We start from the raw sequence: 23,120 nt of genomic DNA, 5'->3' as shown, positions 1-23,120 counted from the left end.
AGTCGTCTACGCGGCAATGCCGTAGCCACACGACAGGAGATCAGGCAAGTGCAGCTGGTAGTCGCGCGGGTGGGCCGCGCCCATGGCATCAAGGGCGAGGTCACCGTCGAGGTACGTACCGACGAGCCGGAGCTGCGGCTCGCGCCCGGCGCCGTCCTGGCCACGGACCCCGCCTCGGCCGGTCCGCTGACCATCGAGACGGGGCGGGTGCACAGCGGCCGCCTCCTGCTGCGCTTCGCGGGCGTACGCGACCGCAACGGCGCCGAGGCGCTGCGCAACACCCTGCTGATCGCCGACGTCGACCCGGACGACAAGCCCGAGGACCCGGACGAGTACTACGACCACCAGCTCATGGACCTGGACGTCGTCCTGGAGGACGGCACCGAGGTCGGACGGATCACCGAGATCTCGCACCTGCCCTCGCAGGACCTCTTCGTGGTGGAGCGGGCCGACGGGACCGAGGTCCTGATCCCGTTCGTCGAGGAGATCGTCGTCGGCATCGACCTGGAGAAGCAGCGGGCGGTCATCGACCCGCCGCCCGGACTGATCGACGACCGGGCGGAAATCGCCTCCTCCAGGGATGCCGAGAACTCCTCGGGGGATGACGAGAACACCTCCAGGAGTGACGAGAACACCTCCGCGGGAGACGAGGCGTAATGCGGCTCGACGTCCTCACGATCTTCCCCGAGTACCTGGAACCCCTGAACGTCTCGCTCGTCGGCAAGGCACGCGCGCGTGGACAGCTGAATGTGCACGTGCATGATCTTCGGCAATGGACGTACGACCGGCACAACACGGTCGACGACACCCCCTACGGCGGCGGCCCCGGCATGGTCATGAAGACCGACCCCTGGGGCGACGCGCTGGACTCAGTCCTCGCGGAGGGCTACGAGACGGGCTCCCACGGGCCCGTCCTGGTCGTCCCCACGCCCAGCGGGCGTCCGTTCAATCAGGAGCTCGCCGTCGAGCTCTCCGAGCGCCCCTGGCTGGTCTTCACGCCCGCGCGTTACGAGGGCATCGACCGGCGTGTCATCGACGAGTACGCGACCCGGATGCCCGTCTACGAGGTGTCCATCGGCGACTATGTGCTGGCCGGCGGCGAGGCGGCCGTCCTGGTCGTCACCGAGGCCGTGGCCCGGCTGCTGCCCGGTGTCCTCGGCAACGCCGAGTCGCACCGGGACGACTCCTTCGCGCCGGGAGCCATGGCCAACCTCCTGGAGGGGCCCGTCTACACGAAGCCGCCCCAGTGGCGCGGCCGTGGGATCCCGGACGTGCTGCTCAGCGGCCACCATGGGAAGATCGCCCGCTGGCGGCGGGACGAGGCCCTGAAGCGCACGACGGCCAACAGGCCGGACCTCATAGAGCGTTGCGACCCCGCGGCGTTCGACAAGAAGGACCGCGAAATGCTCTCCATCCTCGGCTGGCAGCCCGGCCCCGACGGCCGATTTTGGCGCAGGCCAGAGGCCGTGGAAGAATAGGCGGCTGCTGTACGTCGTCCGGCGTGCGCCCCTGCCACAGGGGGACACGACGCCCGCCCCGACTCGCACGGCCTCCCTTTCTGGAACACCGACTTCCGTTGATGACCTGTGGCATCGGCGAAGAAAGCAGACGATCATGTCTCACCTGCTCGACTCAGTCGACTCCGCGTCGCTGCGCAGCGACGTCCCGGCCTTCCGCCCGGGTGACACCGTCAACGTCCACGTCCGCGTCATCGAGGGCAACCGCTCCCGTGTGCAGCAGTTCAAGGGCGTAGTCATCCGTCGCCAGGGTGCCGGGGTCCGCGAGACCTTCACGGTCCGCAAGGTCTCGTTCTCCGTCGGCGTCGAGCGCACCTTCCCGGTGCACACCCCGATCGTCGAGAAGATCGAGCTCGTCACCCGCGGTGACGTGCGTCGCGCGAAGCTCTACTACCTCCGTGACCTGCGCGGCAAGGCCGCGAAGATCAAGGAGAAGCGCGACAACTGAGAGCTCGCGCCGGGCTCCGTATGAGGGCCGGATAGCATCTGGCCCCGATGGACGCCGAAGCACAGCACACGGAGCGCGACCGCTCCTCCCACCCCGCCGGATCCGAGGAGATCTCGGACACAGAGGGGACGGAGGAACGGTCGCGTTTCGCGTTGGCGGACCGGCTGCCCGGGGGCCGGATCACCCTGACCGTGCTGTTCTGTCTGTTTTTTCTGCTGCTGCTCAGCCGCTTCGTGATCCAGCCGTTCGAGATTCCCAGTGGCTCGATGGAGCCCGGATTGAGGATCGGGGACCGCGTTCTCGTAAATAAGTTGGCGTACCGTTTCGGTGCTGAGCCGAGGCGCGGTGACGTCGTCGTGTTCGACGGAACCGGTTACTTCGGCGACGCCGACTACATCAAGCGTGTCGTCGGCGTGGGGGGAGACCATGTGGTCTGCTGCGACAGGCAGGGGAGGATCGAGGTGAACGGCCGGTCGGTCGACGAGTCGACGTTTCTGTTCCCGGGCGACAAGCCGTCAGAGGTGTCCTTCGACGTCGCGGTGCCCGACGGCACTCTGTTCCTGCTCGGTGACCACCGCGGCGACTCCAGCGACTCCCGCGACCATCTGGGCTCCCCGGGCGGCGGCATGATCCCTGTCGACGACGTGATCGGCAGAGCCGACTGGATCGCCTGGCCCCTCGGCCACTGGACCCGCCTGGGGCGGGCCGACGACCACGCGCGCGTGCCCGCCGCCACAGGGCCCAGTGCCCCGGCGTCGAGCGGGCCGAGCACCGCGGACGGTGTCCATGGGTAACCGCGGCAAGCCCCGCAGCGCCCACAGCGCCGCCGAGGACCTCCTGCCCACCGGTACCCGGCGTACCGGCGGCCCCGTCATGCCCGGCCGCGCCGACCGGCGCAAGCTCGCCCGCAGGGTCAAGCGGCGCAGACAGCGCTCGGCGATCAAGGAGATACCCCTTCTGATAGGGGTCGCCCTGCTCATAGCGCTCGTCCTGAAGACGTTCCTCGTCCAGGCCTTCGTGATCCCGTCGGGCTCCATGGAGCAGACGATCCGGATCGGTGACCGCGTCCTGGTCGACAAGCTCACGCCGTGGTTCGGCTCGAAGCCCGAGCGCGGCGACGTCGTCGTGTTCAAGGACCCCGGCGGATGGCTGGAGGACGAACAGCCGGTGGCGAAGGCGGACGACCCCATCGTCGTCAAGCAGGTCAAGGAGCTGCTGACCTTCATCGGCCTGCTGCCCTCCGACAACGAACGGGACCTGATCAAGCGGGTCGTCGCGGTCGGCGGCGACACCGTCAAGTGCTGTGACACCCAGGGCCGCGTGACCGTCAACGGCATGCCGCTCAACGAGCCCTACCTCAACCCCGGCGACAAGCCCTCGTCACTCACCTTCGAGGTGAAGGTGCCGGCGGGGCGCCTGTGGGTGATGGGCGACCACCGCTCCAACTCCGCCGACTCCCGCTATCACCGCACCGAGAAGTACAACGGCACCATCTCCGAGGACGTCGTGGGCCGCGCCATGGTCATCGCCTGGCCCATCGGTCACTGGAGCCGGCTCAACGAGCCGGAAACGTATGCCTCCGTGCCCGACGCGCCCGGTGGGGCGGGCGTGGTGCTCGGCGCGTCGCATAGGGTGGCCACCGCGGATCGATACGGATTGATCCCGCTCCCGACCCCTGCGGAACTCCCGCTCGTTATGGGAGTGGTGGGCCTGCGTCGCATTCGTCGCAGGCGGCGGCACGGAGTGAGGAGTGGATGTGGGGGATTTGGCGGTCGGCGCACGGTCCGGACACGAGGGCCCCGAGGAGCGACCGGAACGACCCGAAGAGTCGGTCCCCCCGCCCGTAGAGGACGACGTGACCGCCGGGGGTGACAACGGAGGCGACTCCGGCGGCGACGGCGGCAGAGACGCGCGGGACGGCGACGGAGCCACCCCGCAGCCGAAGAAACCGCGGTCCTTCTGGAAAGAACTCCCGCTGCTCATCGGCATCGCGCTCGTTCTCGCGCTGCTGATCAAGACCTTCCTGGTCCAGGCGTTCTCGATCCCCTCGGACTCGATGCAGAACACCCTCCAGCAGGGTGACCGCGTCCTGGTCGACAAGCTGACCCCGTGGTTCGGTTCGGAGCCCGAGCGCGGCGAGGTCGTCGTCTTCCACGACCCCGACAAGTGGCTGGCTGGCGAGCCGACCCCGAACCCGAACGCGATCCAGAAGGGCCTCAGTTGGATCGGCCTGATGCCGTCCGCCGAGGAGAAGGACCTCATCAAGCGTGTCATCGGTGTCGCCGGCGACACCGTCGAGTGCAAGGGCACCGGCCCGCTGAAGGTCAACGGCAAGGCGCTGAACGAGTCTTCCTACGTGTACCCGGGCAACACCCCCTGCACGGTGGACGACCTCGGGGGCCAGTTCAAGAAGAAGGTGCCCGAAGGCAAAATCTGGGTCATGGGTGACCACCGGCAGAACTCGCTGGACTCCCGCTACCACCAGCAGGACAAGTACGGGGGCTTCGTGCCCGTGGACAACGTCGTGGGCCGCGCCATCGTCGTCGCCTGGCCGCCCACCCGCTGGTCCACGCTGCCGGTGCCGGACACCTTCGACCAGAACCTCAGCGCCGCCGCTCCGGCTGCGCTCGGGCTCGCGGGCGCGGTGCCGCTGGTGCTGTGGCGCAGGCGCCGTCTCACCGTCGGGAACACCAGGGTTTCTGGGCCGGGTACCGCCGGGTAGGGTGCCGTCCCAGATCGCCGATCTTCCGTGGCCCGCACCTGGGCCGCGGGGTCGATTCTCCGAGTTGGGGGAGCACTGGGATGAGCGGGACAAGTCGTACGGACGAGGGCCATGGGCGGCTCGGCAGCAAGCTGTCGGGATTCGCCATGGCCCTCGGCTGTGTGCTCTTCCTCGGCGGGTTCGTCTGGGGCGCGATCGTCTACCAGCCCTACACCGTGCCGACCGACTCGATGTCCCCGACCATCACGGCCGGCGACCGGGTGCTCGCCGAGCGGATCGACGGTTCCGACGTCGAGCGCGGTGACGTCGTCGTCTTCAAGCAGGCCAGCTGGGGCAACATGCCCATGGTCAAGCGCGTCGTCGCCGTGGGCGGGGACACCGTCGCCTGCTGCACCGCGGACAAGCTGACCGTCAACGGCAAGAAGATCGACGAACCGTATCTCCCCAAGGGCAGCGCGGCCGAGGCGACCACGATCCCCGCCATCAAGGTTCCCGAGGGCAGGCTCTTCCTGCTCGGCGACGAGCGCAGCGGCTCCCTCGACTCCACCGCCCACCTCACGGAGGCCGGCAGCGGCACGGTGCCGCGCAGCTCGGTGGACGCCCGCGTCGACGCCGTGGCCTGGCCCATGAACGGCATGCTGGCCCGGCCGACCAACTTCGAGACCCTCGGCGCCGTCTCCGAACCGGGGCCCCTGCGCCTGGTCCTCACGGCGATCGTGGTGGGCGCGGTACTCGTCCTCGGCGGAGGGGCGTACGGTCCGATCGCCAAGCGGGCCGAGCGCCGGCGCGGCCGCACGGGGACGAGGGAGCAGGCCCTTGCGGGCTGAGGCGCCGCGGGGAGCGGGCGGGCGGTCGGCCTCGGTCTCTGCCGGGGTCTCTGCTTCGGCCGCGGAGTCCGGAAGCACGGGCGAGCGGCTGCCCGCGGAGTCCGGAAGCGCGGGTGAGCGGCTGCCCGCCGAGTCCGGAAGAGCGGGTGAGCGGGCGGCCCACGGGCCTGGAAGCGCGGGTGAGGGGACGGTCCGCGGGCCTGGAAACGAGGGTGGGCAGCCGGTCCCCGGGGCCGACGAGCTCGGGGAGCTGCGGAAGGTCGCCCGGGTGGTGCTGCTCGATCCGCAGGACCGCATCCTGCTGCTCCACGGCCACGAACCCGAGGACCCCTGCGACGACTGGTGGTTCACACCGGGCGGTGGCGTGGAGGGCGACGAGACGCGGGAAGAGGCCGCCCGGAGGGAACTCGCCGAGGAGACCGGCATCACCGAGGTCGAGCTGGGCCCGGTGCTGTGGCGGCGGACCTGTTCGTTCCCGTTCGCGGGGCGCCGCTGGGACCAGGAGGAGTGGTACTACCTGGCCCGTACGACGCAGACGGCGACCGAGCCCTTGGGACTGACCGAGCTGGAACGGCGCAGTGTCGCCGGAGCGCGCTGGTGGACGTGCCAGGAACTTAACCAGGCACATGAGACGGTGTATCCGACCAGACTCGCCGAGCTGCTGCGCAGGCTGCTCGACGAAGGGCCCCCGGCCGGTCCCGAGACCCTCGACACGGAAATCGTCTAGGGGCTCGCGGGGCTGGCGCACAATAGGGGGACGCACGGCTGAAGGGGAACATGCCATGAGCGCCGAGGACCTCGAGAAGTACGAGACCGAGATGGAGCTGAAGCTCTACCGGGAGTACCGCGATGTCGTCGGTCTGTTCAAATACGTGATCGAGACCGAACGGCGCTTCTACCTCACCAACGACTACGAGATGCAGGTGCACTCGGTCCAGGGCGAGGTGTTTTTCGAGGTGTCCATGGCGGATGCCTGGGTGTGGGACATGTACCGGCCTGCTCGGTTCGTGAAGCAGGTGCGCGTCCTCACATTCAAGGACGTGAACATCGAGGAGCTCAACAAGAGCGATCTCGAACTGCCGAGCAGCTGAGGGATCACGGTCGCCGACCGCCGGAGGTGGGAACGGCCGCTCGTGTGGGTGACTGAGTTGTCCACAACCGAGTGGCCGTCCACCAAGATCCAATAGCGGGCCGCGGCGGGCTCAGTGTGGGTGCCGGAGGTGGTGCCCACATGAAGACGTCCAAGGCACGCAATGCACTGGGAAAGTACGGCGAGGATCTGGCCGCGCGGCGGCTGACCGAGTCGGGAATGACGGTCCTGCAGCGCAACTGGCGCTCGGGCAGGGCCGGCGAGATCGACATCGTGGCCCGGGACGGTGACGCGCTCGTCGTCTGCGAGGTCAAGACCCGCCGCACGGGAACGTTCGAGCACCCGATGGCCGCCGTCACGCCCGTCAAAGCGCAGCGGCTGCGTGGCCTGGCCGAGCGATGGCTGCAGGAACACGGAGGAGCCCCACCCGGCGGCGTCCGCATCGACGTCGTCGGAGTCCTGCTGCCCGACCGCGGCGCCCCCGTCGTGGAGCACGTGCGGGGGGTGGCCTGATGGGATTCGCGCGTACGTGCTCGGTGGCCCTCGTCGGCGTGGAGGGCGTCGTCGTCGAGGTCCAGGTGGACCTGGAGCCCGGCGTCGCGGCGTTCACCCTGGTCGGCCTGCCCGACAAGAGCCTGACGGAGAGCAAGGACCGGGTGCGGGCGGCCGTGGTCAACTCCGGCGGCGAGTGGCCGCAGAAGAAGCTCACGGTGGGCCTCAGCCCGGCCTCGGTGCCCAAGAGTGGCAGCGGATTCGATCTCGCGATCGCATGCGCGGCCCTGGGGGCCTCCGAGCGCATCGACCCGCGGGTGCTCTCCGACATCGTGATGATCGGCGAGCTGGGCCTGGACGGGCGCGTCCGGCCCGTCCGGGGTGTGCTGCCGGCCGTGCTGGCCGCCGCGGACGCCGGATACGAGCAGGTGGTGGTGCCGGAGTGCGCTGCCGCCGAGGCCTCGCTGGTGCCCGGGGTGTCCGTGCTCGGCGTCCGCAGCCTCCGGCAGCTGATCGCCGTCCTCACGGACGAACCGGTGCCCGACGAGGAGCCCGACGATCAGGGCCGCCCGGACCCGCTGCTCGCGGGCCTGCGCATGCCGGGGACGGGCGCGGCCACGGGCATGCACAGCATGGGCGCCATGCAGCACGACCACGGACACGACCTCGCCGACGTCGTGGGCCAGCACTCGGCACGGACCGCGGTGGAGGTCGCCGCGGCCGGCGGACACCACCTGTTCCTCGAAGGTCCACCGGGGGCGGGCAAGACGATGCTCGCCGAGCGACTTCCGGCCATCCTGCCGAGGCTCAGCCGCGGCGAGTCCCTGGAGGTCACGGCCGTCCACTCGGTCGCGGGACTGCTGCCACCGGGGAAGCCCCTGGTCGACGTCGCGCCCTACTGCGCGCCGCACCACTCGGCGACCATGCAGGCGCTCGTGGGAGGCGGCCAGGGAATCGCACGGCCGGGCGCGGTGTCCCTCTCTCACCGGGGAGTGCTTTTCCTGGACGAGACACCCGAGTTCAGCAGCCACGCCCTCGACGCCCTGCGCCAGCCCTTGGAATCGGGGCATGTGGTGATCGCGCGCAGCGCCGGAGTCGTGCGCTTCCCGGCCCGGTTCCTCATGGTGCTCGCGGCGAACCCCTGCCCTTGCGGCCGTTTCTCGCAGCGGGACAGCCTGTGCGAGTGCCCGCCCTCCGCGATCCGCCGCTACCAGGCACGGCTCTCCGGACCGCTGCTCGACCGGGTCGATCTGCGGGTCGAGGTGGACCGCGTCACCCGGTCCGAGCTCACGGAGAGGGGCGCGCGGGGCGAATCCACCGAGACGGTCGCCGACCGGGTGCGTGCGGCCAGGGAGCGGGCCGTCTCCCGGCTGACGGACACTCCCTGGCGGACCAACAGCGAAGTGCCGGGACGGGAGCTGCGCAGCCGTTGGTTCGCCTCCCCGGGAGCCATGGACGACGCCGAGCGCAGTCTGGAGCGCGGCGTGCTCACCGCGCGCGGTCTTGATCGTGTCCTGCGCGTCGCCTGGACCGTCGCGGACCTCGTGGGACACGACCGGCCCGACGCGACGGACGTCGCCCTCGCCCTGCAACTGCGCACCGGGGTCCCTCGGGGGGTGCCCATGGCGATCGGAGCGCTGTCGTGAGCGGGGACAGCACGGACAGCTGGGGCAGAAGGGATGGCAGGGACAGCGGAGGCAGCGAGGACAGCAGAGACCGCAGTGACAGCGGGGACAGGAGCAATGGCGGGGACAGTAGAGACGGCCAGGACAGCAGAGACGGCCGGGACGACGCGCGGCTTCACCGGGCCTTCCTCGCGCGTGTCGTCGAACCGGGGGACGAGGTCTGCGGACGGTGGCTGCGCGAGTTCGGGGCCCCGGAGGTGGTCCGGCGGCTCATCGGAGGCGGGCAACAGCTGCCGGGCGTGACGGACAAGCGATGGGCGGGGCTGAGGGCCCGGGCCGAGCGGGCGGACCCGGAGCGTGACCTCGTCGTGGCCCGGGATGCCGGGACGCGCTTCGTCTGCCCGGGGGACGCCGAATGGCCCGCACAGCTGGACGACCTCGGGGACGCGCGGCCCACCGGTCTATGGGTGCGAGGGCGGCCCAGCCTGCGGATATGGGCGCTGCGCTCGGTCGCGGTCGTGGGCGCACGGGCCTGCACCGAGTACGGCGCGCACATGGCGTCGGTGCTCGGCGCGGGGTTGGCCGAGCGCGGGTGGGTCGTGGTGTCCGGGGGTGCCTACGGGGTGGACGGCGCGACACACCGCGGTGCGCTCGGCGCGGGCGGGGCCACCGTCGCCGTACTCGCCTGCGGGGTCGACCGGCCCTATCCGCGCGGGCACACACAACTGATCACCCGCATCGCCGAACAGGGACTGGTCGTGGGCGAGTTGCCGCCCGGCGACCATCCGACACCGAGCAGGTTCATCCTGCGCAACAGAGTCATCGCGGCGTTGACCCGCGGCACGGTGGTCGTCGAGGCGGCGTACCGGAGCGGCGCCCTGGTCACCGCCCGGGCCGCTCAGCGCTTGGGCCGGTACGCGATAGGGGTACCGGGCCCGGCCACCAGCGCGCTCTCGGCGGGAGTGCACGAACTGCTGCGCGGTGACGCGGCGCTGGTCACGGACGCCGCGGAAGTGGCGGAGCTGGTCGGCGACATGGGCGAGCTGGCGCCGGACCGGCGTGGACCGGTGCTGCCCCGAGACCTCCTGGACCCCGCCGCCGCCCGTGTGCTTGCCGCGCTGCCGGCCCACGGGACCGCGTCGCCCCAGGACACCGCCAGGGGCGCCGGCACGACGGCGGACGACGCGGTCGCGAGACTGTACGAACTCCGCTCACTTGGGTTCGTCGAACGACACGGCGACGGCTGGAAGTTGACACGCCAGGCCACTATCTCCGTCGACACGGATCGGGGGCGATGCTGACCGACAGTGTTCGGCCGTCCGGGCGACCCCCCGAAACCCTTGGCAATTCCCGTAGTTGGCGCTCCACGGTGATTACGCACGGCGACGATCGTGACCCCGAGGGGCGCCCAGCGGAACGTATCTGCGCACGGTGGAACCCTCGCCCTTCGCACACTGCGACTCCCCAGTCACGCTACGCTCACGAGGATTCCGACTCAGACAGGCAACTCGACATCAGACCGACAGCTCACTCAGGCACCCCCAGTTCACGGCAGAACGGCACAAGGCGACGAATGCCCCAGCACACCTCCGGGTCTGACCGGGCGGCTGTTACCCCCGCTGCCCGCGGCGGCGTGCGGCCGCCCGCCCCCTCGACGCTCGACGAGCTGTGGAGGTCGTACAAGACCACGGGCGACGAGCGACTGCGCGAGCAGCTGATCCTGCACTACTCGCCGCTGGTGAAGTACGTCGCGGGCCGGGTCAGCGTGGGGCTGCCGCCCAATGTGGAGCAGGCGGACTTCGTCTCGTCGGGAGTGTTCGGGCTGATCGACGCCATTGAGAAGTTCGACATCGAGCGGGAGATCAAGTTCGAGACGTACGCGATCACGCGGATCCGGGGCGCGATGATCGACGAGCTGAGGGCGCTGGACTGGATCCCGCGGTCCGTGCGGCAGAAGGCACGCAATGTCGAGCGGGCCTACGCGACGCTGGAGGCACGGCTGCGGCGTACGCCGTCGGAGTGCGAGGTGGCCGGCGAGATGGGCATCGCGGTCGACGAACTGCATGCGGTGTTCAGTCAGTTGTCTCTGGCGAACGTGGTGGCCCTGGAGGAGCTGCTGCATGTCGGCGGTGAGGGCGGCGACCGGCTGAGCCTGATGGACACCCTTGAGGACACCGCGGCCGACAATCCCGTGGAGGTCGCCGAGGACCGGGAACTGCGGCGCTTCCTGGCACGTGCCATCAACACGCTGCCCGAGCGCGAGAAGACCGTCGTCACGCTCTACTACTACGAGGGGCTCACGCTCGCCGAGATCGGCAATGTCCTCGGCGTGACGGAGAGCCGGGTCAGCCAGATCCACACCAAGTCCGTCCTCCAGCTGCGCGCCAAACTGGCGAGCTTCGGACGCTGACCTCGTTTCCTCGGTAACGCCTCTGTAGTGGGACTTCTTTCGGCCGGGGCCCCAAGGACCAAGCCCTGACGGGCGAGAGTCTCCCGTCTTGGGCGGGGCATCCGTAAAGTGGGGGCGTGCCAAGGATTCGAGCGGCCTCCGTGGCCGAGCACCGGTCGATGCAGCGAGCCGCCCTGCTGGACGCGGCGCGGTCACTGCTGTCCGAGGGCGGGACGGAGGCGCTGACGTTCCCGGCACTCGCCGAGCGGACGGGTCTTGCGCGGTCCTCCGTGTACGAGTACTTCCGGTCGCGGGCGGCCGTCGTCGAAGAGCTCTGCGAGGTCGACTTCCCGGTGTGGGCGGCCGAGGTCGAGGCGGCGATGGCGCTGGCCGGGACGCCCGAGGGCAAGGTCGAGGCGTACGTCCGCCAACAGCTGGGTCTCGTCGGCGACCGGCGTCACCGGGCCGTCGTGGCGATCTCCGCGAGCGAGCTCGACGCGGGTGCGCGCGAGAAGATCCGCGCGGCTCACGGGGGACTCGTCGCGATGATCGTCGAGGCGCTGCGGGACATCGGGCACGAGCAGCCGCGGATGGCCGCGATGCTCCTCCAGGGGATCGTGGACGCGGCCGTGCGCAGGATCGAGATCGGCGCGGCCGAGGATCCCGCTGTGATCACCGACGCCGCGGTGGCGATGGCCCTGCGGGGCGTCCAGGGCTGAACTCCCCACGGCGTCGACGGTCGGGGTTCTACCGGCCTCGGACGGTCTGGATCCCTTCGGCGCCGGTGGACGGGACCCCTCCAGCGACGGCCGGGCGGTCGCTCTCGCTCCGGCGTCTGCCGGTCCGGGTGTCTCTCAGGTGTGTCGGTCGGTGTCGATTCGGTGGGATGCCGTTCGTATGGGAGTGGGGGAGTCCTTCCCTCTGGGAGGGCGGCGGCCCCTTTCGACACGTACGTCCGGAGGTTGTCATGTCGTTCACCGACGAAGAGATCGCCTACATGCGGTCGCAGCCGCTCGCCCGCGTCGCGACGCTGTCTCCGGACGGCCGGCAGCCCGACGTGGTCCCGCTCGCCTTCGAGTACGACGGCACGCACTTCTGGGTTGGCGGCAGTGGCTCGTCGGTCGCCGGGACCCGCAAGTTCCGCAACATCCGGGCCGGTCACCACGAGGTGGCCCTCGTCATCGACGATCTGGTGTCCCTCGATCCGTTCATCGCGCGGGGGGTACGGGTCTACGGCACCGCCGAAGAACCCGTCGAGCGTGTGGGGATGGTCGGCCCGGGGCTGTACGTGCGCATCACGCCGACCGTCTCCTGGAGCTGGAACATGGCGGGCCGTCCGGTGGGCGCGGAGTGGTACCCCTCGCGACGGTCGGTTCATGAGGTGCCGCCGTCCGGCCGATCCGACCAGAGCCAGGGCACGGACCGTATCTAGAGTTCGCCGTATCTAGAGCACGGGCACTCCGATGACCGGCAGCAGACGTGACGGGCCCCGGCCGAGCAGCCACGGTGGCAGCAGGGACAGCGGGTCCAGGTAGGTGTCGGCCCGGCGCAGTCCCCAGTGCAGACAGGACGCCGGGCAGTGGGAACCCGTCGGTTCCAGTACGCCGATCACCTGGCCCGCCGTCACCTCCGCGCCCTTCTTCGCCGTCGCCCGCACCGGCTCGTAGGTCGTGCGCAGGGGTGGGTCACCCGTGCCGTTCAGTTCCACCGAGACGACTCCGCGGCCCGCGACCCGGCCCGCGAAGGAGATACGGCCGGGGGCGACGGCGCGGACCGGGGTGCCCGGGGCCGCGCTGAGGTCGACCCCGCGATGGCCCCGGCCGTAGACGGTGGCCGGGGGTTCCCAGCCGCGTATCACCGACGGACGCAGGCCCACCGGCCAGGCGCGGCCGACGGCGGGCACCGATGTGTCGGCGGGCACCGATGTGTCGGTGGGCGGGGACGGGACGGCGGGTGGGGCCGGGGGCGGACTGCCGCCGGGACCGCTGACGGGACCGCCGCCAGGGCCACCGCCGGGATCGCCGTCGAGGGCGGTCGCCGAGGGGAGAGCGGCACCCGCGGCGCCCACTGCGGCCATCATCAGGGCCAGCAGCAGCGTCAGCCATGTACGCATCGATCGGTCTTCTCGCATGCGAGAACGGTCCCGTGCGCGACGGAAAAAAGTGGATCATGGCCAGGATCTGTGGAGTACCGGCCGGTTGTGGACAGCGGCGTCACCCGGCACCTCGTGGGTCCCGTACACTTCTGGTGGCGATCCGGGTCACCGGGTCGACTTCGCACGCCCCGACACCAGGCCCTCAAACAGCCGGTGTCAGCGCCTCTCGGTCCCTAGCGGGCAAGGCGCATCGCGGGCGTCAGGCGCGAGTGCCGTCCGGCACGCGCGGCACAACCGAGAAACTCAAGGAGAACGGCCATGGCCGTCGTCACGATGCGGGAGCTGCTGGAAAGCGGCGTCCACTTCGGTCACCAGACCCGTCGTTGGAACCCGAAGATGAAGCGATTCATCTTCACGGAGCGCAACGGCATCTACATCATCGACCTGCTCCAGTCGCTGTCGTACATCGACCGCGCCTACGAGTTCGTCAAGGAGACCGTCGCCCACGGCGGCACGGTCATGTTCGTCGGCACGAAGAAGCAGGCGCAGGAGGCCATCGCCGAGCAGGCCACCCGCGTCGGCATGCCCTACGTCAACCAGCGCTGGCTGGGCGGCATGCTCACCAACTTCTCCACCGTCTACAAGCGTCTGCAGCGCCTCAAGGAGCTTGAGCAGATCGACTTCGAGGACGTCGCCGCGTCCGGTCTGACCAAGAAGGAGCTTCTCGTGCTCTCGCGCGAGAAGGCCAAGCTTGAGAAGACCCTCGGTGGTATCCGCGAGATGTCCAAGGTTCCCAGCGCCGTCTGGATCGTGGACACCAAGAAGGAGCACATCGCGGTCGGTGAGGCCCGGAAGCTCAACATTCCGGTCGTCGCCATCCTCGACACGAACTGCGACCCCGACGAGGTCGACTACAAGATCCCGGGCAACGACGACGCGATCCGCTCCGTCACCCTGCTCACCCGCGTGATCGCCGACGCCGTCGCCGAGGGCCTCATCTCCCGTTCCGGTGCCGGCAAGGCCGCCGAGGGTGACAAGGCCGCGGGCGAGCCGCTCGCCGCGTGGGAGCGCGACCTGCTCGAGGGTGGCGAGAAGAAGGCCGACGAGGCTCCCGCCGAGGCGCCTGCTGCTGAGGCCCCCGCCGCCGAGGAGGCCCCCGCGGCCGCCGAGGCCGAGGCTCCGGCCGCTGCCGAGGCTCCCGTCGCCGAGGCCCCCGCTGCTGAGGCCGAGGCCGAGAAGCCGGCCGAGGCCGAGCAGGCCTGACGAACCAGCGTCACGGTTGAGTGACGGCGGGCGGTGCCAAGGGCGCCGCCCGCCGTTCACCCCCAGCCCGTAGATCTTCGGTGGACGCCCGCCCGATCAGCGGCGGACGCCGACTTCGAGACTTCGAACTCCGAGAAGAGATTCACAGATCATGGCGAACTACACCGCCGCTGACGTCAAGAAGCTCCGCGAGCTCACCGGCGCCGGCATGATGGACTGCAAGAAGGCCCTGGACGAGGCCGACGGCAACGTCGACAAGGCCGTCGAGGCGCTGCGCATCAAGGGCCAGAAGGGCGTCGCCAAGCGCGAGGGCCGCTCCGCCGAGAACGGCGCCGTGGTTTCCATCATCGCCGACGACAACACCTCCGGGGTCCTGGTCGAGCTGAAGTGCGAGACGGACTTCGTCGCCAAGGGCGAGAGGTTCCAGGCCGTCGCCAACACGATCGCCGAGCACGTCACCAAGACCTCTCCGGCCGACCTCGAGGCGCTGCTCGCGTCCGAGATCGAGGCCGGCAAGACGGTCCAGGCGTACGTCGACGAGGCCAACGCCAACCTGGGCGAGAAGATCGTCCTGGACCGCTTCGCGCAGTTCTCCGGCGCCTACGTCGGCTCGTACATGCACCGCACCATGCCCGACCTGCCCCCGCAGATCGGTGTCCTGGTCGAGCTGGACAAGCCGGACGCCGACCTCGCCAAGGGCATCGCGCAGCACATCGCCGCCTTCGCGCCGAAGTACCTCTCCCGTGAGGACGTTCCGGCCGAGGTCGTCGAGTCCGAGCGTCGCGTCGCCGAGGAGACCACTCGCGCCGAGGGCAAGCCCGAGGCCGCCCTCCCGAAGATCGTCGAGGGTCGCGTCAACGGCTTCTTCAAGGAAGCCACCCTTCTCGGTCAGCCGTACGCGCTCGACCAGAAGAAGTCCGTCCAGAAGATCCTGGACGAGGCCGGTGTCACCCTGAAGCGTTTCGTACGCATCAAGGTCGGCATCTGAGTCCGTACCGCGATCGACGCGCGACCCCTATAGGGTCGACAGCAGTCGTCCGCGTACGCCGTCACGTACGTGCGTGACGGTCGGCAGCAGATCTGACGAGGAGGCCATTGCCGCGCATGGGTTGCCACCAACACCCCACCGGCAATGGCCTTCTTTGTATGTGCGACACGTAGAAGAGGCGAGATCTCCATGACCACCACCAAGGCCGACAAGGACGAAAAGAGCGACACCGGCAAGGGCGCCGGCCGCTTCCTGCTGAAGCTTTCCGGCGAGGCTTTCGCCGGTGGCGGGGCACTCGGCGTCGACCCCGACGTGGTGCACAAAATGGCCCGGGAGATCGCCGCGGTGGTCCGCGGCGGTGCCCAGATCGCCGTCGTCATCGGCGGCGGCAACTTCTTCCGCGGCGCGGAACTCCAGCAGCGCGGCATGGACCGGGCCCGCTCCGACTACATGGGCATGCTCGGCACGGTCATGAACTGCCTGGCCCTCCAGGACTTCCTGGAGAAGGAGGGCATCGACTCGCGCGTGCAGACCGCCATCACCATGGGGCAGGTCGCCGAGCCGTACATCCCGCTGCGGGCCGTGCGGCACCTGGAGAAGGGCCGTGTGGTCATCTTCGGTGCGGGCATGGGCATGCCGTACTTCTCCACCGACACCACCGCCGCCCAGCGCGCCCTGGAGATCGACGCCGAGGCCCTGCTGATGGGCAAGAACGGGGTGGACGGGGTCTACGACTCCGACCCGAAGACCAACCCCGAAGCGGTCAAGTTCGACTCGCTCAGCTACGGCGAGGTCATCACCCGCGATCTCAAGGTCGCCGACATGACCGCGATCACCCTGTGCCGCGACAACAAGCTCCCGATCCTCGTCTTCGAGCTTCTGGCAGAGGGCAATATCGCGCGGGCCGTCAAGGGTGAGAAGATCGGCACGCTTGTGGGTGACCAGGGCAGTCGGGCCTGACCGGGGGATGGACAATGTCCTGCCGGTCGGGAACCGTGCAGGAATAAGACGCGACGCAGCCGGCCGCCTACCCGCCAAGGAACCGCAGCCGGGCCTACTCAAGACACGCAGGAGCAAGTGGTGATCGAAGAGACCCTCCTCGAGGCCGAGGAGAAGATGGAGAAGGCCGTCGTGGTCGCCAAGGAGGACTTCGCCGCGATCCGCACCGGCCGTGCGCACCCGGCGATGTTCAACAAGATCGTGGCGGACTACTACGGCGCGCTGACGCCGATCAACCAACTGGCCTCGTTCTCGGTGCCCGAACCGCGCATGGCCGTGGTGACCCCGTTCGACAAGAGCGCGCTGCGCAACATCGAGCAGGCGATCCGTGACTCCGACCTCGGCGTCAACCCGAGCAACGACGGCAATATCATCCGGGTGGTGTTCCCCGAGCTGACGGAGGAGCGCCGCAAGGACTACATCAAGGTCGCCCGCACCAAGGCCGAGGACTCCAAGATCTCGATCCGCTCCGTGCGCCGCAAGGCCAAGGACACGATCGACAAGATGATCAAGGATGGCGAGGTCGGCGAGGACGAGGGCCGCCGTGCGGAGAAGGAGCTCGACGACACCACCGCGAAGTACGTCGCCCAGGTGGACGAGCTGCTCAAGCACAAGGAAGCAGAGCTGCTCGAGGTCTGATGAACGACTCTTCCTGGGGGGCGCCGCCACAAGCCGGGTACTGGGGGCCGTCCGACCAGGGGCCTGTCCAGGGGGCTGCCCCGGCGGGTCCCGCCTACGATGCGCACAACGCGCAGCAGACTCGCCCCATGCCCATCGTGCCCGACGTACCCGCGCATGGCGGAGACCAGGATGACGACCGGGGGGCTGCTCGGACGGGTGGCCCCCTGTTCCGCGACGAGACGCCTTGGACGCCGCCGCACCAGGATCCGTCCTCCCAGGTGCCGTCCCACCAGTCGCAGAATCCGCAGGAGCCCATGTCCAGCGCCGCACAGCCCGCACCCGCGCCGCAGAAGAAGAGCGCGGGCCGGGACCTGGGCGCTGCCATAGGGGTCGGGGTCGGGCTCGGTGCGGTGATCGTCGCGTCGCTGTTCGTCGTCAAGGCCGCCTTCGTCGGAGTGATAGCGGTCGCCGTCGTGGTCGGCCTGTGGGAGCTCACCTCGCGGCTCGCGGAGCAGAAGGGCATCAGGGCGCCGCTCGTGCCGCTGGCGGTCGGCGGTGCCGCGATGGTGATCGCCGGATACGTCCGGGGCGCCGAGGGCGCCTGGGTGGCCATGGCGCTCACCGCGCTCGCGGTCCTGGTCTGGCGGATGACGGAACCGCCCGAGGGGTACCTCAAGGACGTCACCGCGGGGGTCTTCGCCGCCTTCTACATCCCCTTCCTCGCCACGTTCGTGGCGATGATGCTCACCGCGGACGACGGTGCGCGGCGGGTGCTCACGTTCCTGCTGCTTGCCGTGGTCAGCGACACGGGCGCGTACGCCGTCGGCTGGCGCTTCGGCAAGCACAAGCTCGCCCCGCGCATCAGCCCCGGCAAGACCCGTGAGGGCCTGCTGGGCGCGCTCGCCTTCGCCATGGTGGCGGGCGCGCTGTGCACGCAGTTCCTCATCGACGACGGCACCTGGTGGCAGGGCCTGATCATCGGCCTCGCGGTCGCGGCCAGCGCCACGCTCGGGGACCTCGGCGAGTCGATGATCAAGCGCGACCTGGGCATCAAGGACATGGGCACCCTGCTGCCGGGGCACGGCGGCATCATGGACCGCCTGGACTCGCTGCTGCCCACGGCTCCGGTGGTGTGGCTGTTGCTCGTGTTGTTCGTCGGCAGCTGACACCGAGGCTCATGGTTTGCGGTTTTCGCGGTACGAGGGGCTCGTCGTCCAACTGGACGGCGAGCCCCTGCCGTATGTCCGGCCGTATGTCTGCCGCAGGCATGCCGGATGCCCGGGCCACTCGAACGGGTGTCAGCCAATGGAGTGAATCCGGGTACCGGGACACCCGCTCTGACCAGGCCGTTCGATATCTGTCCGGCGTGTCGGGTGCGGCGAAATCGATGGACGCCGCAGGACTGTGCGCCCGATCATCGCAGCAGGTTTCCGGGACATCGGGACATACGGTGTGTCAACGGGACCGCTGGCTCATGGGGGATGACATGGCGGGTTTCTCCGGTATGGACAGGGCGTCTTTTCCGGGACCGGGACTGGGACCGGGACCGGCGGCGTCGGTGCTGCGCGGCACGCGGCGGGGGTTGGTGCCGATGCCTGGCTCGCAGGGCAGGCGCCCGACGGGCCGGTCGGCTCTCGGCTGCCCGCCCGCTCGGCACACGATCCCCACCAGATGGGCTTTCGGCTCCGGCATCAGATGGGTCTTCGGCTCCGGCATCAGGTGAGCCTTCGGCTCTGGCACCACCTGTGCCTTTTGCTCCGGCACCACCTGTGCCCTTGGCTCCGGCACCACCTGTGCCTTCACTCCCGCCACCACCTGTGCCTCCGCTCCCGCCACCACCTGCGCTTTCAGCCCCGCGACCACTGAGACCCGGCGCTCGTATCCCGGGCCTCCGGCGCTGGCGCCTGTGCGGCCCCGCGTCCCTCACCTCCGAAACCGCTGCCGATTTCTTCGTGGCAGGCGCTTGCCCGAATCTCCGTGGCCGGCGTCCGCCCGAGCCCGCGTACCGCTTCGGCCTCCGCCTCTCGCTCCGTACGAAAGAGGTTCGCCCATGCCCGACTTTCTCTCCGCCACCGGACCGCTCTTCGGACCCGACTTCGTCCTCGTCACGGTCAACGACGAGACGGGGCAGCGGTACGCCCTCCAGGTCTACCCGGACGCGAGCAACGACGAGTTGCGTGCCGCGGGGCAGGCCCCGCAGTACTACTGGCAGCCCGCCCGGGTCTACCTGGCGAAGAAGCAGACCAGCCCGGAGGACTTCGACTTCGGCATGACCGTCTTCAAGGGGCTGCTGACCTCGGAGACGCACATCGGGGTGGAGGCCGAGCAGGCCGGGGGCGACATCGAGGCGGGTGGCGGCTTCTGCACGTTCACCACCACGTTCGCCGTGCCGGACAGCGTGATCGCCAACGCGGTCAAGGCGCTCAGGGCAGGACAGCACGCGGCTCCGAAGCCCCGGCTGGGCAGCCTGTTCTTCACCTATGGCTCGGGCGACCCCGATCCGCTGCTGGGCGTGGTGCCGATCATCGAGAACAACGTCACGATCGAGGTGCCCCGCCTGGACGCCGCCGGAGGCCCGGCGGCACCGATGTACATCGACGCCCAGGGCGCGGGCAAGGGCTCGATCGAGGAACACGGCTACAGCAGCTTCCTGGTGACGTGCAATCAGCTGGCGGCCGGTGCGATCGCCGGCAGCCTGGAAGAGGGTGTCTCGCCGTTCACCGTGCACTGCCACCTGAAGGAGCAGGTCTACATCCACGGGTGCCAGATCAAGGTCACCGTCGACGCGGACAAGACGTTCAACCAGTTCTCCACGGCACTGTCCGCAGGCGGATTCCTGGGCATTTCGAGCGCCTCCCTCGAATACGCCTACAGCAATCTGGTCACCACCGGTGGAATCATCACCGAGATCCAGATGGACAACGGCGTGCTCACCCCCGAGCTCCAGCAGTGGGTCATGAAGAACGCCGACGACATGCGTACGCGGGCGTTCAACCTCGTCAAGAGCGAGATCTTCGACTGGAAGCCAACGGAACAGTCCCCTGCCACGGCCAGCCGTGGTCTCTTCAGCAGCATTTTCGGCGGCTCGTCGGTCTCCCTGAAGTCGAACTACCAGCACCGCGGTGTCACCTTCACCGAGACGTTCCGGCTGGACACCACCATCAGCGTCCACCAGACCGTGTCGGGCACCCTCAACGATCTGCTTCCCGCCGTACAGGCACACCCCGACCGGTATCTCGCCGTGGTGGACATCGGCGAGCACTTCCGGAAGATCCAGGTGGCCGGGGTCTGCGCGGTGGACTTCGACGACGTACTCGCCGACGGCACCGATCTGCGCGACCCGATCCGGTCCGTCCAACTGGAGGTCGGCTACCCCGACTACCACGATCCCGTCCGCGCCGACGGCACGGTCAACCTGGTGACCCAGGCCCAGGGATTCCATTACACACTCGGCCACAAGAACCCCAGAGCGGGACTGGAACTCGCGATGTGGACCGAGGACAACCCGCAGGACATCGTGAACATCTCCACGCTCCGGCTGGAGGCCGATATCCCCCAGTGGCCCGCCGACCAGGTCAAACTCACCAAGACCATCGTGTTCGACGGGGACGATCCGCGCGTCGACCTGTCCAACGGCGGCAGTGTCTACACCATCGAGCAGACAGGCATCGGACACGCACCCAAGCTCACCGCGGACGAGGTCGGCTATGTCTTCGTGCGGTTCATGCTCGACCGGGTCCTGCCCAAGGACAACATCGCCATGACGCTGACCTGCCGGATCGGCTCGCGCACCGACACCCTCACGATCACCCGGCAGAACCAGAAGAACGCGCTGTGGGAGATCTACTCCGACAAGTTCGTGCGCGAGAACTCCTTCACCTACTCGCTGCAGGTGGAGGTCACCGGCCCGGACTTCACGGACGACCCGGTGATCTGGGGGACCGCCGCTCCCGTCACCGTGCCGCTGCCGTCGGGGCGCCTCAAGTACCTGAACCCGTTCAAGCTGGCGCTGCCTCCGGTCCCGGCCGCCCAGGTCGCCACCGTCAACAGGTACATCGCCACTTATCCGGCGAATCCCTGATGACGGGCCTGGAGGGAGGGGCGCCCTTCCCCGACCGTACCGATCCGGCGATCCACTGGTACGTCCCCCGGTACACGCTCGAACCGGATCCCGACACCGCCTTCCGGTTCGACGCCCGCCGGGAAGGCAACGACGGCGAGGGCGACCCCTTCCACCAGGCCGTTCTCTCCTTCTCGCTGCGCCGGGGCCCCTCCGCCCTGCTGCCCCCGCAAGACACCGGCGACACGATGCTCACCGCGACGCCCGCCCCGACCGGCCCGACCGGCCCGGACGGTGACGTCCGGGCCCCGCAGCCGCAGTACTACGGACTGCCGCTCGTATCGGCCGGCGCCGTCGTACGGGTCGGATACAAGGACCAGGACGGTACGAGCCGGACGCGTGCCTTCCCCGCGGAGGTGGCCGTCACTCCCACCGGACTGCTCGTGACGGCACGCGGCCTGATGGGCGACGACGTCATCCTCGCGTTCACCGGACTCACCGTGACCGCCGCCGTGGCCGTCGACCTGAGCTGCTGGTACACCGTCCCCGTCGCCGACCGGCACGGCGGGCCGATCGTCTACTTCCGCCCGCGGCCGCCGGGCCTCTCCGGCTCCCTGCAGGGCCAGGGCACGCAGCAGGGCGTGGGCCAGTCCGGCACGCTGGATCTGGGCATGAAGTACGCCGGACCGTCCTACCGGGAGAGCCGCACGGTGACCGTGGGCGGTTCGACCACGGTCCTGCACGGCGTCGACCAGCTGCGGCAGTTCGACGTACGGCAGTCGGAGTACGCCGAGGTGACCGCGCTGGGCGACATCCCCTCCCGGTATCCCTCGCTCCGGGCCGTGTACCTGGGAGCGGTGAGCGGCACGCTGATGGCCGTACCGGCCGTCTATGGGGTGTCGCGCGGCAAGGACGGCTGCGCGCAGCAGTGCGACGCGATCCTCGACTCCGGAGCGAACAGCCGCTGCCGGTTCCAGTTCTCCTTCACCCTGGGGCCGGTCGTCGACCCCGTCGACCTCATGCGGCTCTGGGCCGATGCCACCGCGCACCCGGCCCTCAGGGACACGGTCCGGCTGGCCGCTCTCCCGTCCACCCTGGACGGCCGGACGCCGGTCACCTTCTCGTCCTCCCTGGTGAGTCCGCCGTCGTTCGCCGACGGCCCGCGCCCGCATACGTTCCTGGCCGCCATGGAGATCACCGACGACAGCGAACTGCCCGCGATCGTCAAGGCCAACCTCTTTCTGCGACAGCTGACCGCGAGCCGTACGAGACCGCTGTTCGGCCGTGTCGGGCTGCGCCTCGACAGTGTGCACGAGCCCCTCGTCGGCAATGTCGTCCTCAACCTGCACACCACCAGCAGCGCGGACGACCTGGCCGTCGATCTGGCGGATCCCGCCGCGCCCCGGGCACGCAACGCCGCCCCGCTGGACCTCCGGCTGATCCGGTACGGCCGTATCGACGGCACGGGGCTCAGCACCGCACCGCTCGACATCGTCCTGCCCGAGGGCGCGACGACGACGCTGCCGGGCACCGCCGACACCACGGATCTGCGCGTCCATCACACGCTGGCCCTGCCCGATCCGTTCCCGACGACCGCGCTGCGGCGCTATGTCACCGTCACCGCGGTGGACGTGCAGCAGGCTCACCATGTGCTCGCCGTCAACGGCACCGGAGTGAACTTCGCCGCCCGTGGCATCGGCACGATCACCGCCCTGGCCACCCTGCGCGAGGCACCCGGGATCACGGTGCCCGAACTGAGACTCGTGGCGGGGCGCAGGGCGGACAGCACGACCGTCGACATTCCGGTGACGTTCGCGGTCTCCGGCCTGGCCGCGGTGGTGGGCATCACGGTGACCTGGCTCGACCCGGCACGCCCCGCCCTGTCCCTCGACCTCGAACACGACTTCATCGAGCATCCGATCATGGTGCTGACCGGCGAGTTCCTTGACGACCGTTGATGAGGCGGGGCTGTCCTCTTGGGCTG

The 23,120-nt window shown here is 69.5% G+C and carries 23 protein-coding genes; 22 read left to right on the top strand and 1 reads right to left on the bottom strand.

What is annotated here, in order from left to right; genetic code table 11:
- Window positions 1-48 precede the first annotated feature (48 nt).
- The 15 genes from rimM (at window position 49) to ACFWXQ_RS37535 (ending at window position 12,542) form a co-directional block, all read left to right on the top strand.
- Window positions 49-657 (top strand): ribosome maturation factor RimM, encoded by a 609-nt coding sequence (rimM, locus tag ACFWXQ_RS37605; protein WP_383944488.1) that lies wholly within the window; start codon window positions 49-51, stop codon window positions 655-657.
- Window positions 657-1,478, top strand: coding sequence for a tRNA (guanosine(37)-N1)-methyltransferase TrmD (gene trmD / locus ACFWXQ_RS37600; protein ID WP_383944486.1), 822 nt, complete (start codon window positions 657-659; stop codon window positions 1,476-1,478). The genes rimM and trmD overlap by 1 nt, the downstream gene beginning before the upstream one ends.
- A 136-nt stretch (window positions 1,479-1,614) precedes the next feature.
- A complete protein-coding gene (gene rplS / locus ACFWXQ_RS37595; protein ID WP_067026952.1) occupies window positions 1,615-1,965 on the top strand; it encodes a 50S ribosomal protein L19 in 351 nt (116 codons plus the stop codon).
- Between the two features lie 47 nt (window positions 1,966-2,012).
- Window positions 2,013-2,759, top strand: coding sequence for a signal peptidase I (lepB, locus tag ACFWXQ_RS37590; RefSeq protein ID WP_383944480.1), 747 nt, complete (start codon window positions 2,013-2,015; stop codon window positions 2,757-2,759).
- Window positions 2,752-3,837: a signal peptidase I gene (gene lepB, locus ACFWXQ_RS37585; RefSeq protein ID WP_383944477.1), complete on the top strand. Its 1,086-nt coding sequence runs from the start codon at window positions 2,752-2,754 to the stop codon at window positions 3,835-3,837. The genes lepB (ACFWXQ_RS37590) and lepB (ACFWXQ_RS37585) overlap by 8 nt, the downstream gene beginning before the upstream one ends.
- A complete protein-coding gene (gene lepB, locus ACFWXQ_RS37580) occupies window positions 3,722-4,687 on the top strand; it encodes a signal peptidase I (RefSeq protein WP_383944474.1) in 966 nt (321 codons plus the stop codon). Before lepB (ACFWXQ_RS37585) ends, lepB (ACFWXQ_RS37580) begins: the two co-directional genes overlap by 116 nt.
- 80 nt (window positions 4,688-4,767) lie before the next feature.
- Window positions 4,768-5,514, top strand: coding sequence for a signal peptidase I (gene lepB / locus ACFWXQ_RS37575; protein WP_383944471.1), 747 nt, complete (start codon window positions 4,768-4,770; stop codon window positions 5,512-5,514).
- Between the two features lie 250 nt (window positions 5,515-5,764).
- Window positions 5,765-6,241 carry an NUDIX hydrolase gene (locus ACFWXQ_RS37570; protein WP_383944501.1) on the top strand — a complete coding sequence of 159 codons (477 nt, stop codon included), beginning with the start codon at window positions 5,765-5,767 and terminating at the stop codon, window positions 6,239-6,241.
- Window positions 6,242-6,296: 55 nt separating this feature from the next.
- Window positions 6,297-6,605, top strand: coding sequence for a DUF2469 domain-containing protein (locus ACFWXQ_RS37565; RefSeq protein ID WP_055510545.1), 309 nt, complete (start codon window positions 6,297-6,299; stop codon window positions 6,603-6,605).
- 140 nt (window positions 6,606-6,745) lie between these two features.
- Window positions 6,746-7,117, top strand: a complete 372-nt coding sequence (locus ACFWXQ_RS37560) for a YraN family protein (RefSeq protein ID WP_383944467.1) — start codon at window positions 6,746-6,748, stop codon at window positions 7,115-7,117.
- Complete coding sequence (locus ACFWXQ_RS37555) at window positions 7,117-8,742, top strand: YifB family Mg chelatase-like AAA ATPase (RefSeq protein WP_383944465.1); 1,626 nt, start codon at window positions 7,117-7,119, stop codon at window positions 8,740-8,742. The genes ACFWXQ_RS37560 and ACFWXQ_RS37555 overlap by 1 nt, the downstream gene beginning before the upstream one ends.
- Entirely contained in the window at window positions 8,739-10,022 is a 1,284-nt protein-coding gene (gene dprA, locus ACFWXQ_RS37550) for a DNA-processing protein DprA (protein WP_383944462.1), read from the top strand. Before ACFWXQ_RS37555 ends, dprA begins: the two co-directional genes overlap by 4 nt.
- Window positions 10,023-10,294: 272 nt before the next feature.
- A complete protein-coding gene (gene whiG, locus ACFWXQ_RS37545; protein WP_055614587.1) occupies window positions 10,295-11,131 on the top strand; it encodes an RNA polymerase sigma factor WhiG in 837 nt (278 codons plus the stop codon).
- A gap of 140 nt (window positions 11,132-11,271) precedes the next feature.
- The gene (locus tag ACFWXQ_RS37540; RefSeq protein WP_055614586.1) at window positions 11,272-11,829 is read left to right on the top strand and encodes a TetR/AcrR family transcriptional regulator; all 558 of its coding nucleotides are present in this window, start codon (window positions 11,272-11,274) and stop codon (window positions 11,827-11,829) included.
- Window positions 11,830-12,077: 248 nt separating this feature from the next.
- Window positions 12,078-12,542: a PPOX class F420-dependent oxidoreductase gene (locus tag ACFWXQ_RS37535; RefSeq protein WP_383944459.1), complete on the top strand. Its 465-nt coding sequence runs from the start codon at window positions 12,078-12,080 to the stop codon at window positions 12,540-12,542.
- 12 nt (window positions 12,543-12,554) lie between these two features.
- Here ACFWXQ_RS37535 and ACFWXQ_RS37530 read toward each other — a convergent pair whose 3' ends face one another.
- A complete protein-coding gene (locus ACFWXQ_RS37530; RefSeq protein ID WP_383944456.1) occupies window positions 12,555-13,241 on the bottom strand; it encodes a M23 family metallopeptidase in 687 nt (228 codons plus the stop codon).
- Window positions 13,242-13,523: 282 nt separating this feature from the next.
- On the opposite strand from ACFWXQ_RS37530, the gene rpsB reads away from it, so the two are divergent.
- The 7 genes from rpsB (at window position 13,524) to ACFWXQ_RS37495 (ending at window position 23,094) form a co-directional block, all read left to right on the top strand.
- Window positions 13,524-14,468, top strand: coding sequence for a 30S ribosomal protein S2 (gene rpsB / locus ACFWXQ_RS37525; protein ID WP_383944453.1), 945 nt, complete (start codon window positions 13,524-13,526; stop codon window positions 14,466-14,468).
- Window positions 14,469-14,619: 151 nt separating this feature from the next.
- The gene (gene tsf, locus ACFWXQ_RS37520) at window positions 14,620-15,456 is read left to right on the top strand and encodes a translation elongation factor Ts (RefSeq protein WP_362086946.1); all 837 of its coding nucleotides are present in this window, start codon (window positions 14,620-14,622) and stop codon (window positions 15,454-15,456) included.
- Between the two features lie 189 nt (window positions 15,457-15,645).
- Window positions 15,646-16,416: a UMP kinase gene (pyrH, locus tag ACFWXQ_RS37515; RefSeq protein WP_055614582.1), complete on the top strand. Its 771-nt coding sequence runs from the start codon at window positions 15,646-15,648 to the stop codon at window positions 16,414-16,416.
- A 120-nt stretch (window positions 16,417-16,536) separates the two neighbouring features.
- Window positions 16,537-17,094, top strand: a complete 558-nt coding sequence (gene frr / locus ACFWXQ_RS37510; RefSeq protein ID WP_383944448.1) for a ribosome recycling factor — start codon at window positions 16,537-16,539, stop codon at window positions 17,092-17,094.
- Window positions 17,094-18,242, top strand: a complete 1,149-nt coding sequence (locus tag ACFWXQ_RS37505) for a phosphatidate cytidylyltransferase (protein ID WP_383944445.1) — start codon at window positions 17,094-17,096, stop codon at window positions 18,240-18,242. The genes frr and ACFWXQ_RS37505 overlap by 1 nt, the downstream gene beginning before the upstream one ends.
- 884 nt (window positions 18,243-19,126) lie before the next feature.
- A complete protein-coding gene (locus ACFWXQ_RS37500; RefSeq protein WP_383944442.1) occupies window positions 19,127-21,157 on the top strand; it encodes a hypothetical protein in 2,031 nt (676 codons plus the stop codon).
- Complete coding sequence (locus ACFWXQ_RS37495; protein ID WP_383944439.1) at window positions 21,157-23,094, top strand: hypothetical protein; 1,938 nt, start codon at window positions 21,157-21,159, stop codon at window positions 23,092-23,094. Before ACFWXQ_RS37500 ends, ACFWXQ_RS37495 begins: the two co-directional genes overlap by 1 nt.
- The last annotated feature ends 26 nt before the right edge of the window (window positions 23,095-23,120 follow it).

The organism is Streptomyces sp. NPDC058697 (genome assembly GCF_042715345.1).
In the GTDB taxonomy this organism is placed as follows: domain Bacteria; phylum Actinomycetota; class Actinomycetes; order Streptomycetales; family Streptomycetaceae; genus Streptomyces; species Streptomyces liliifuscus.
Note: the sequence above shows the minus strand (reverse complement) of the source record. Positions and strands in the feature narration are given on the sequence as shown.

Coding starts and splice junctions, on each gene's coding strand:
- trmD (WP_383944486.1), top strand. CDS start 657: ATGCGGCTCGACGTCCTCACGATCTTCCCCGAGTACCTGGAACCCCTG.
- rplS (WP_067026952.1), top strand. CDS start 1,615: ATGTCTCACCTGCTCGACTCAGTCGACTCCGCGTCGCTGCGCAGCGAC.
- lepB (WP_383944480.1), top strand. CDS start 2,013: ATGGACGCCGAAGCACAGCACACGGAGCGCGACCGCTCCTCCCACCCC.
- lepB (WP_383944477.1), top strand. CDS start 2,752: ATGGGTAACCGCGGCAAGCCCCGCAGCGCCCACAGCGCCGCCGAGGAC.
- lepB (WP_383944471.1), top strand. CDS start 4,768: ATGAGCGGGACAAGTCGTACGGACGAGGGCCATGGGCGGCTCGGCAGC.
- ACFWXQ_RS37565 (WP_055510545.1), top strand. CDS start 6,297: ATGAGCGCCGAGGACCTCGAGAAGTACGAGACCGAGATGGAGCTGAAG.
- ACFWXQ_RS37560 (WP_383944467.1), top strand. CDS start 6,746: ATGAAGACGTCCAAGGCACGCAATGCACTGGGAAAGTACGGCGAGGAT.
- ACFWXQ_RS37555 (WP_383944465.1), top strand. CDS start 7,117: ATGGGATTCGCGCGTACGTGCTCGGTGGCCCTCGTCGGCGTGGAGGGC.
- whiG (WP_055614587.1), top strand. CDS start 10,295: ATGCCCCAGCACACCTCCGGGTCTGACCGGGCGGCTGTTACCCCCGCT.
- ACFWXQ_RS37535 (WP_383944459.1), top strand. CDS start 12,078: ATGTCGTTCACCGACGAAGAGATCGCCTACATGCGGTCGCAGCCGCTC.
- ACFWXQ_RS37530 (WP_383944456.1), bottom strand. CDS start 13,241: ATGCGAGAAGACCGATCGATGCGTACATGGCTGACGCTGCTGCTGGCC.
- rpsB (WP_383944453.1), top strand. CDS start 13,524: ATGGCCGTCGTCACGATGCGGGAGCTGCTGGAAAGCGGCGTCCACTTC.
- tsf (WP_362086946.1), top strand. CDS start 14,620: ATGGCGAACTACACCGCCGCTGACGTCAAGAAGCTCCGCGAGCTCACC.
- pyrH (WP_055614582.1), top strand. CDS start 15,646: ATGACCACCACCAAGGCCGACAAGGACGAAAAGAGCGACACCGGCAAG.
- ACFWXQ_RS37505 (WP_383944445.1), top strand. CDS start 17,094: ATGAACGACTCTTCCTGGGGGGCGCCGCCACAAGCCGGGTACTGGGGG.
- ACFWXQ_RS37500 (WP_383944442.1), top strand. CDS start 19,127: ATGCCCGACTTTCTCTCCGCCACCGGACCGCTCTTCGGACCCGACTTC.
- ACFWXQ_RS37495 (WP_383944439.1), top strand. CDS start 21,157: ATGACGGGCCTGGAGGGAGGGGCGCCCTTCCCCGACCGTACCGATCCG.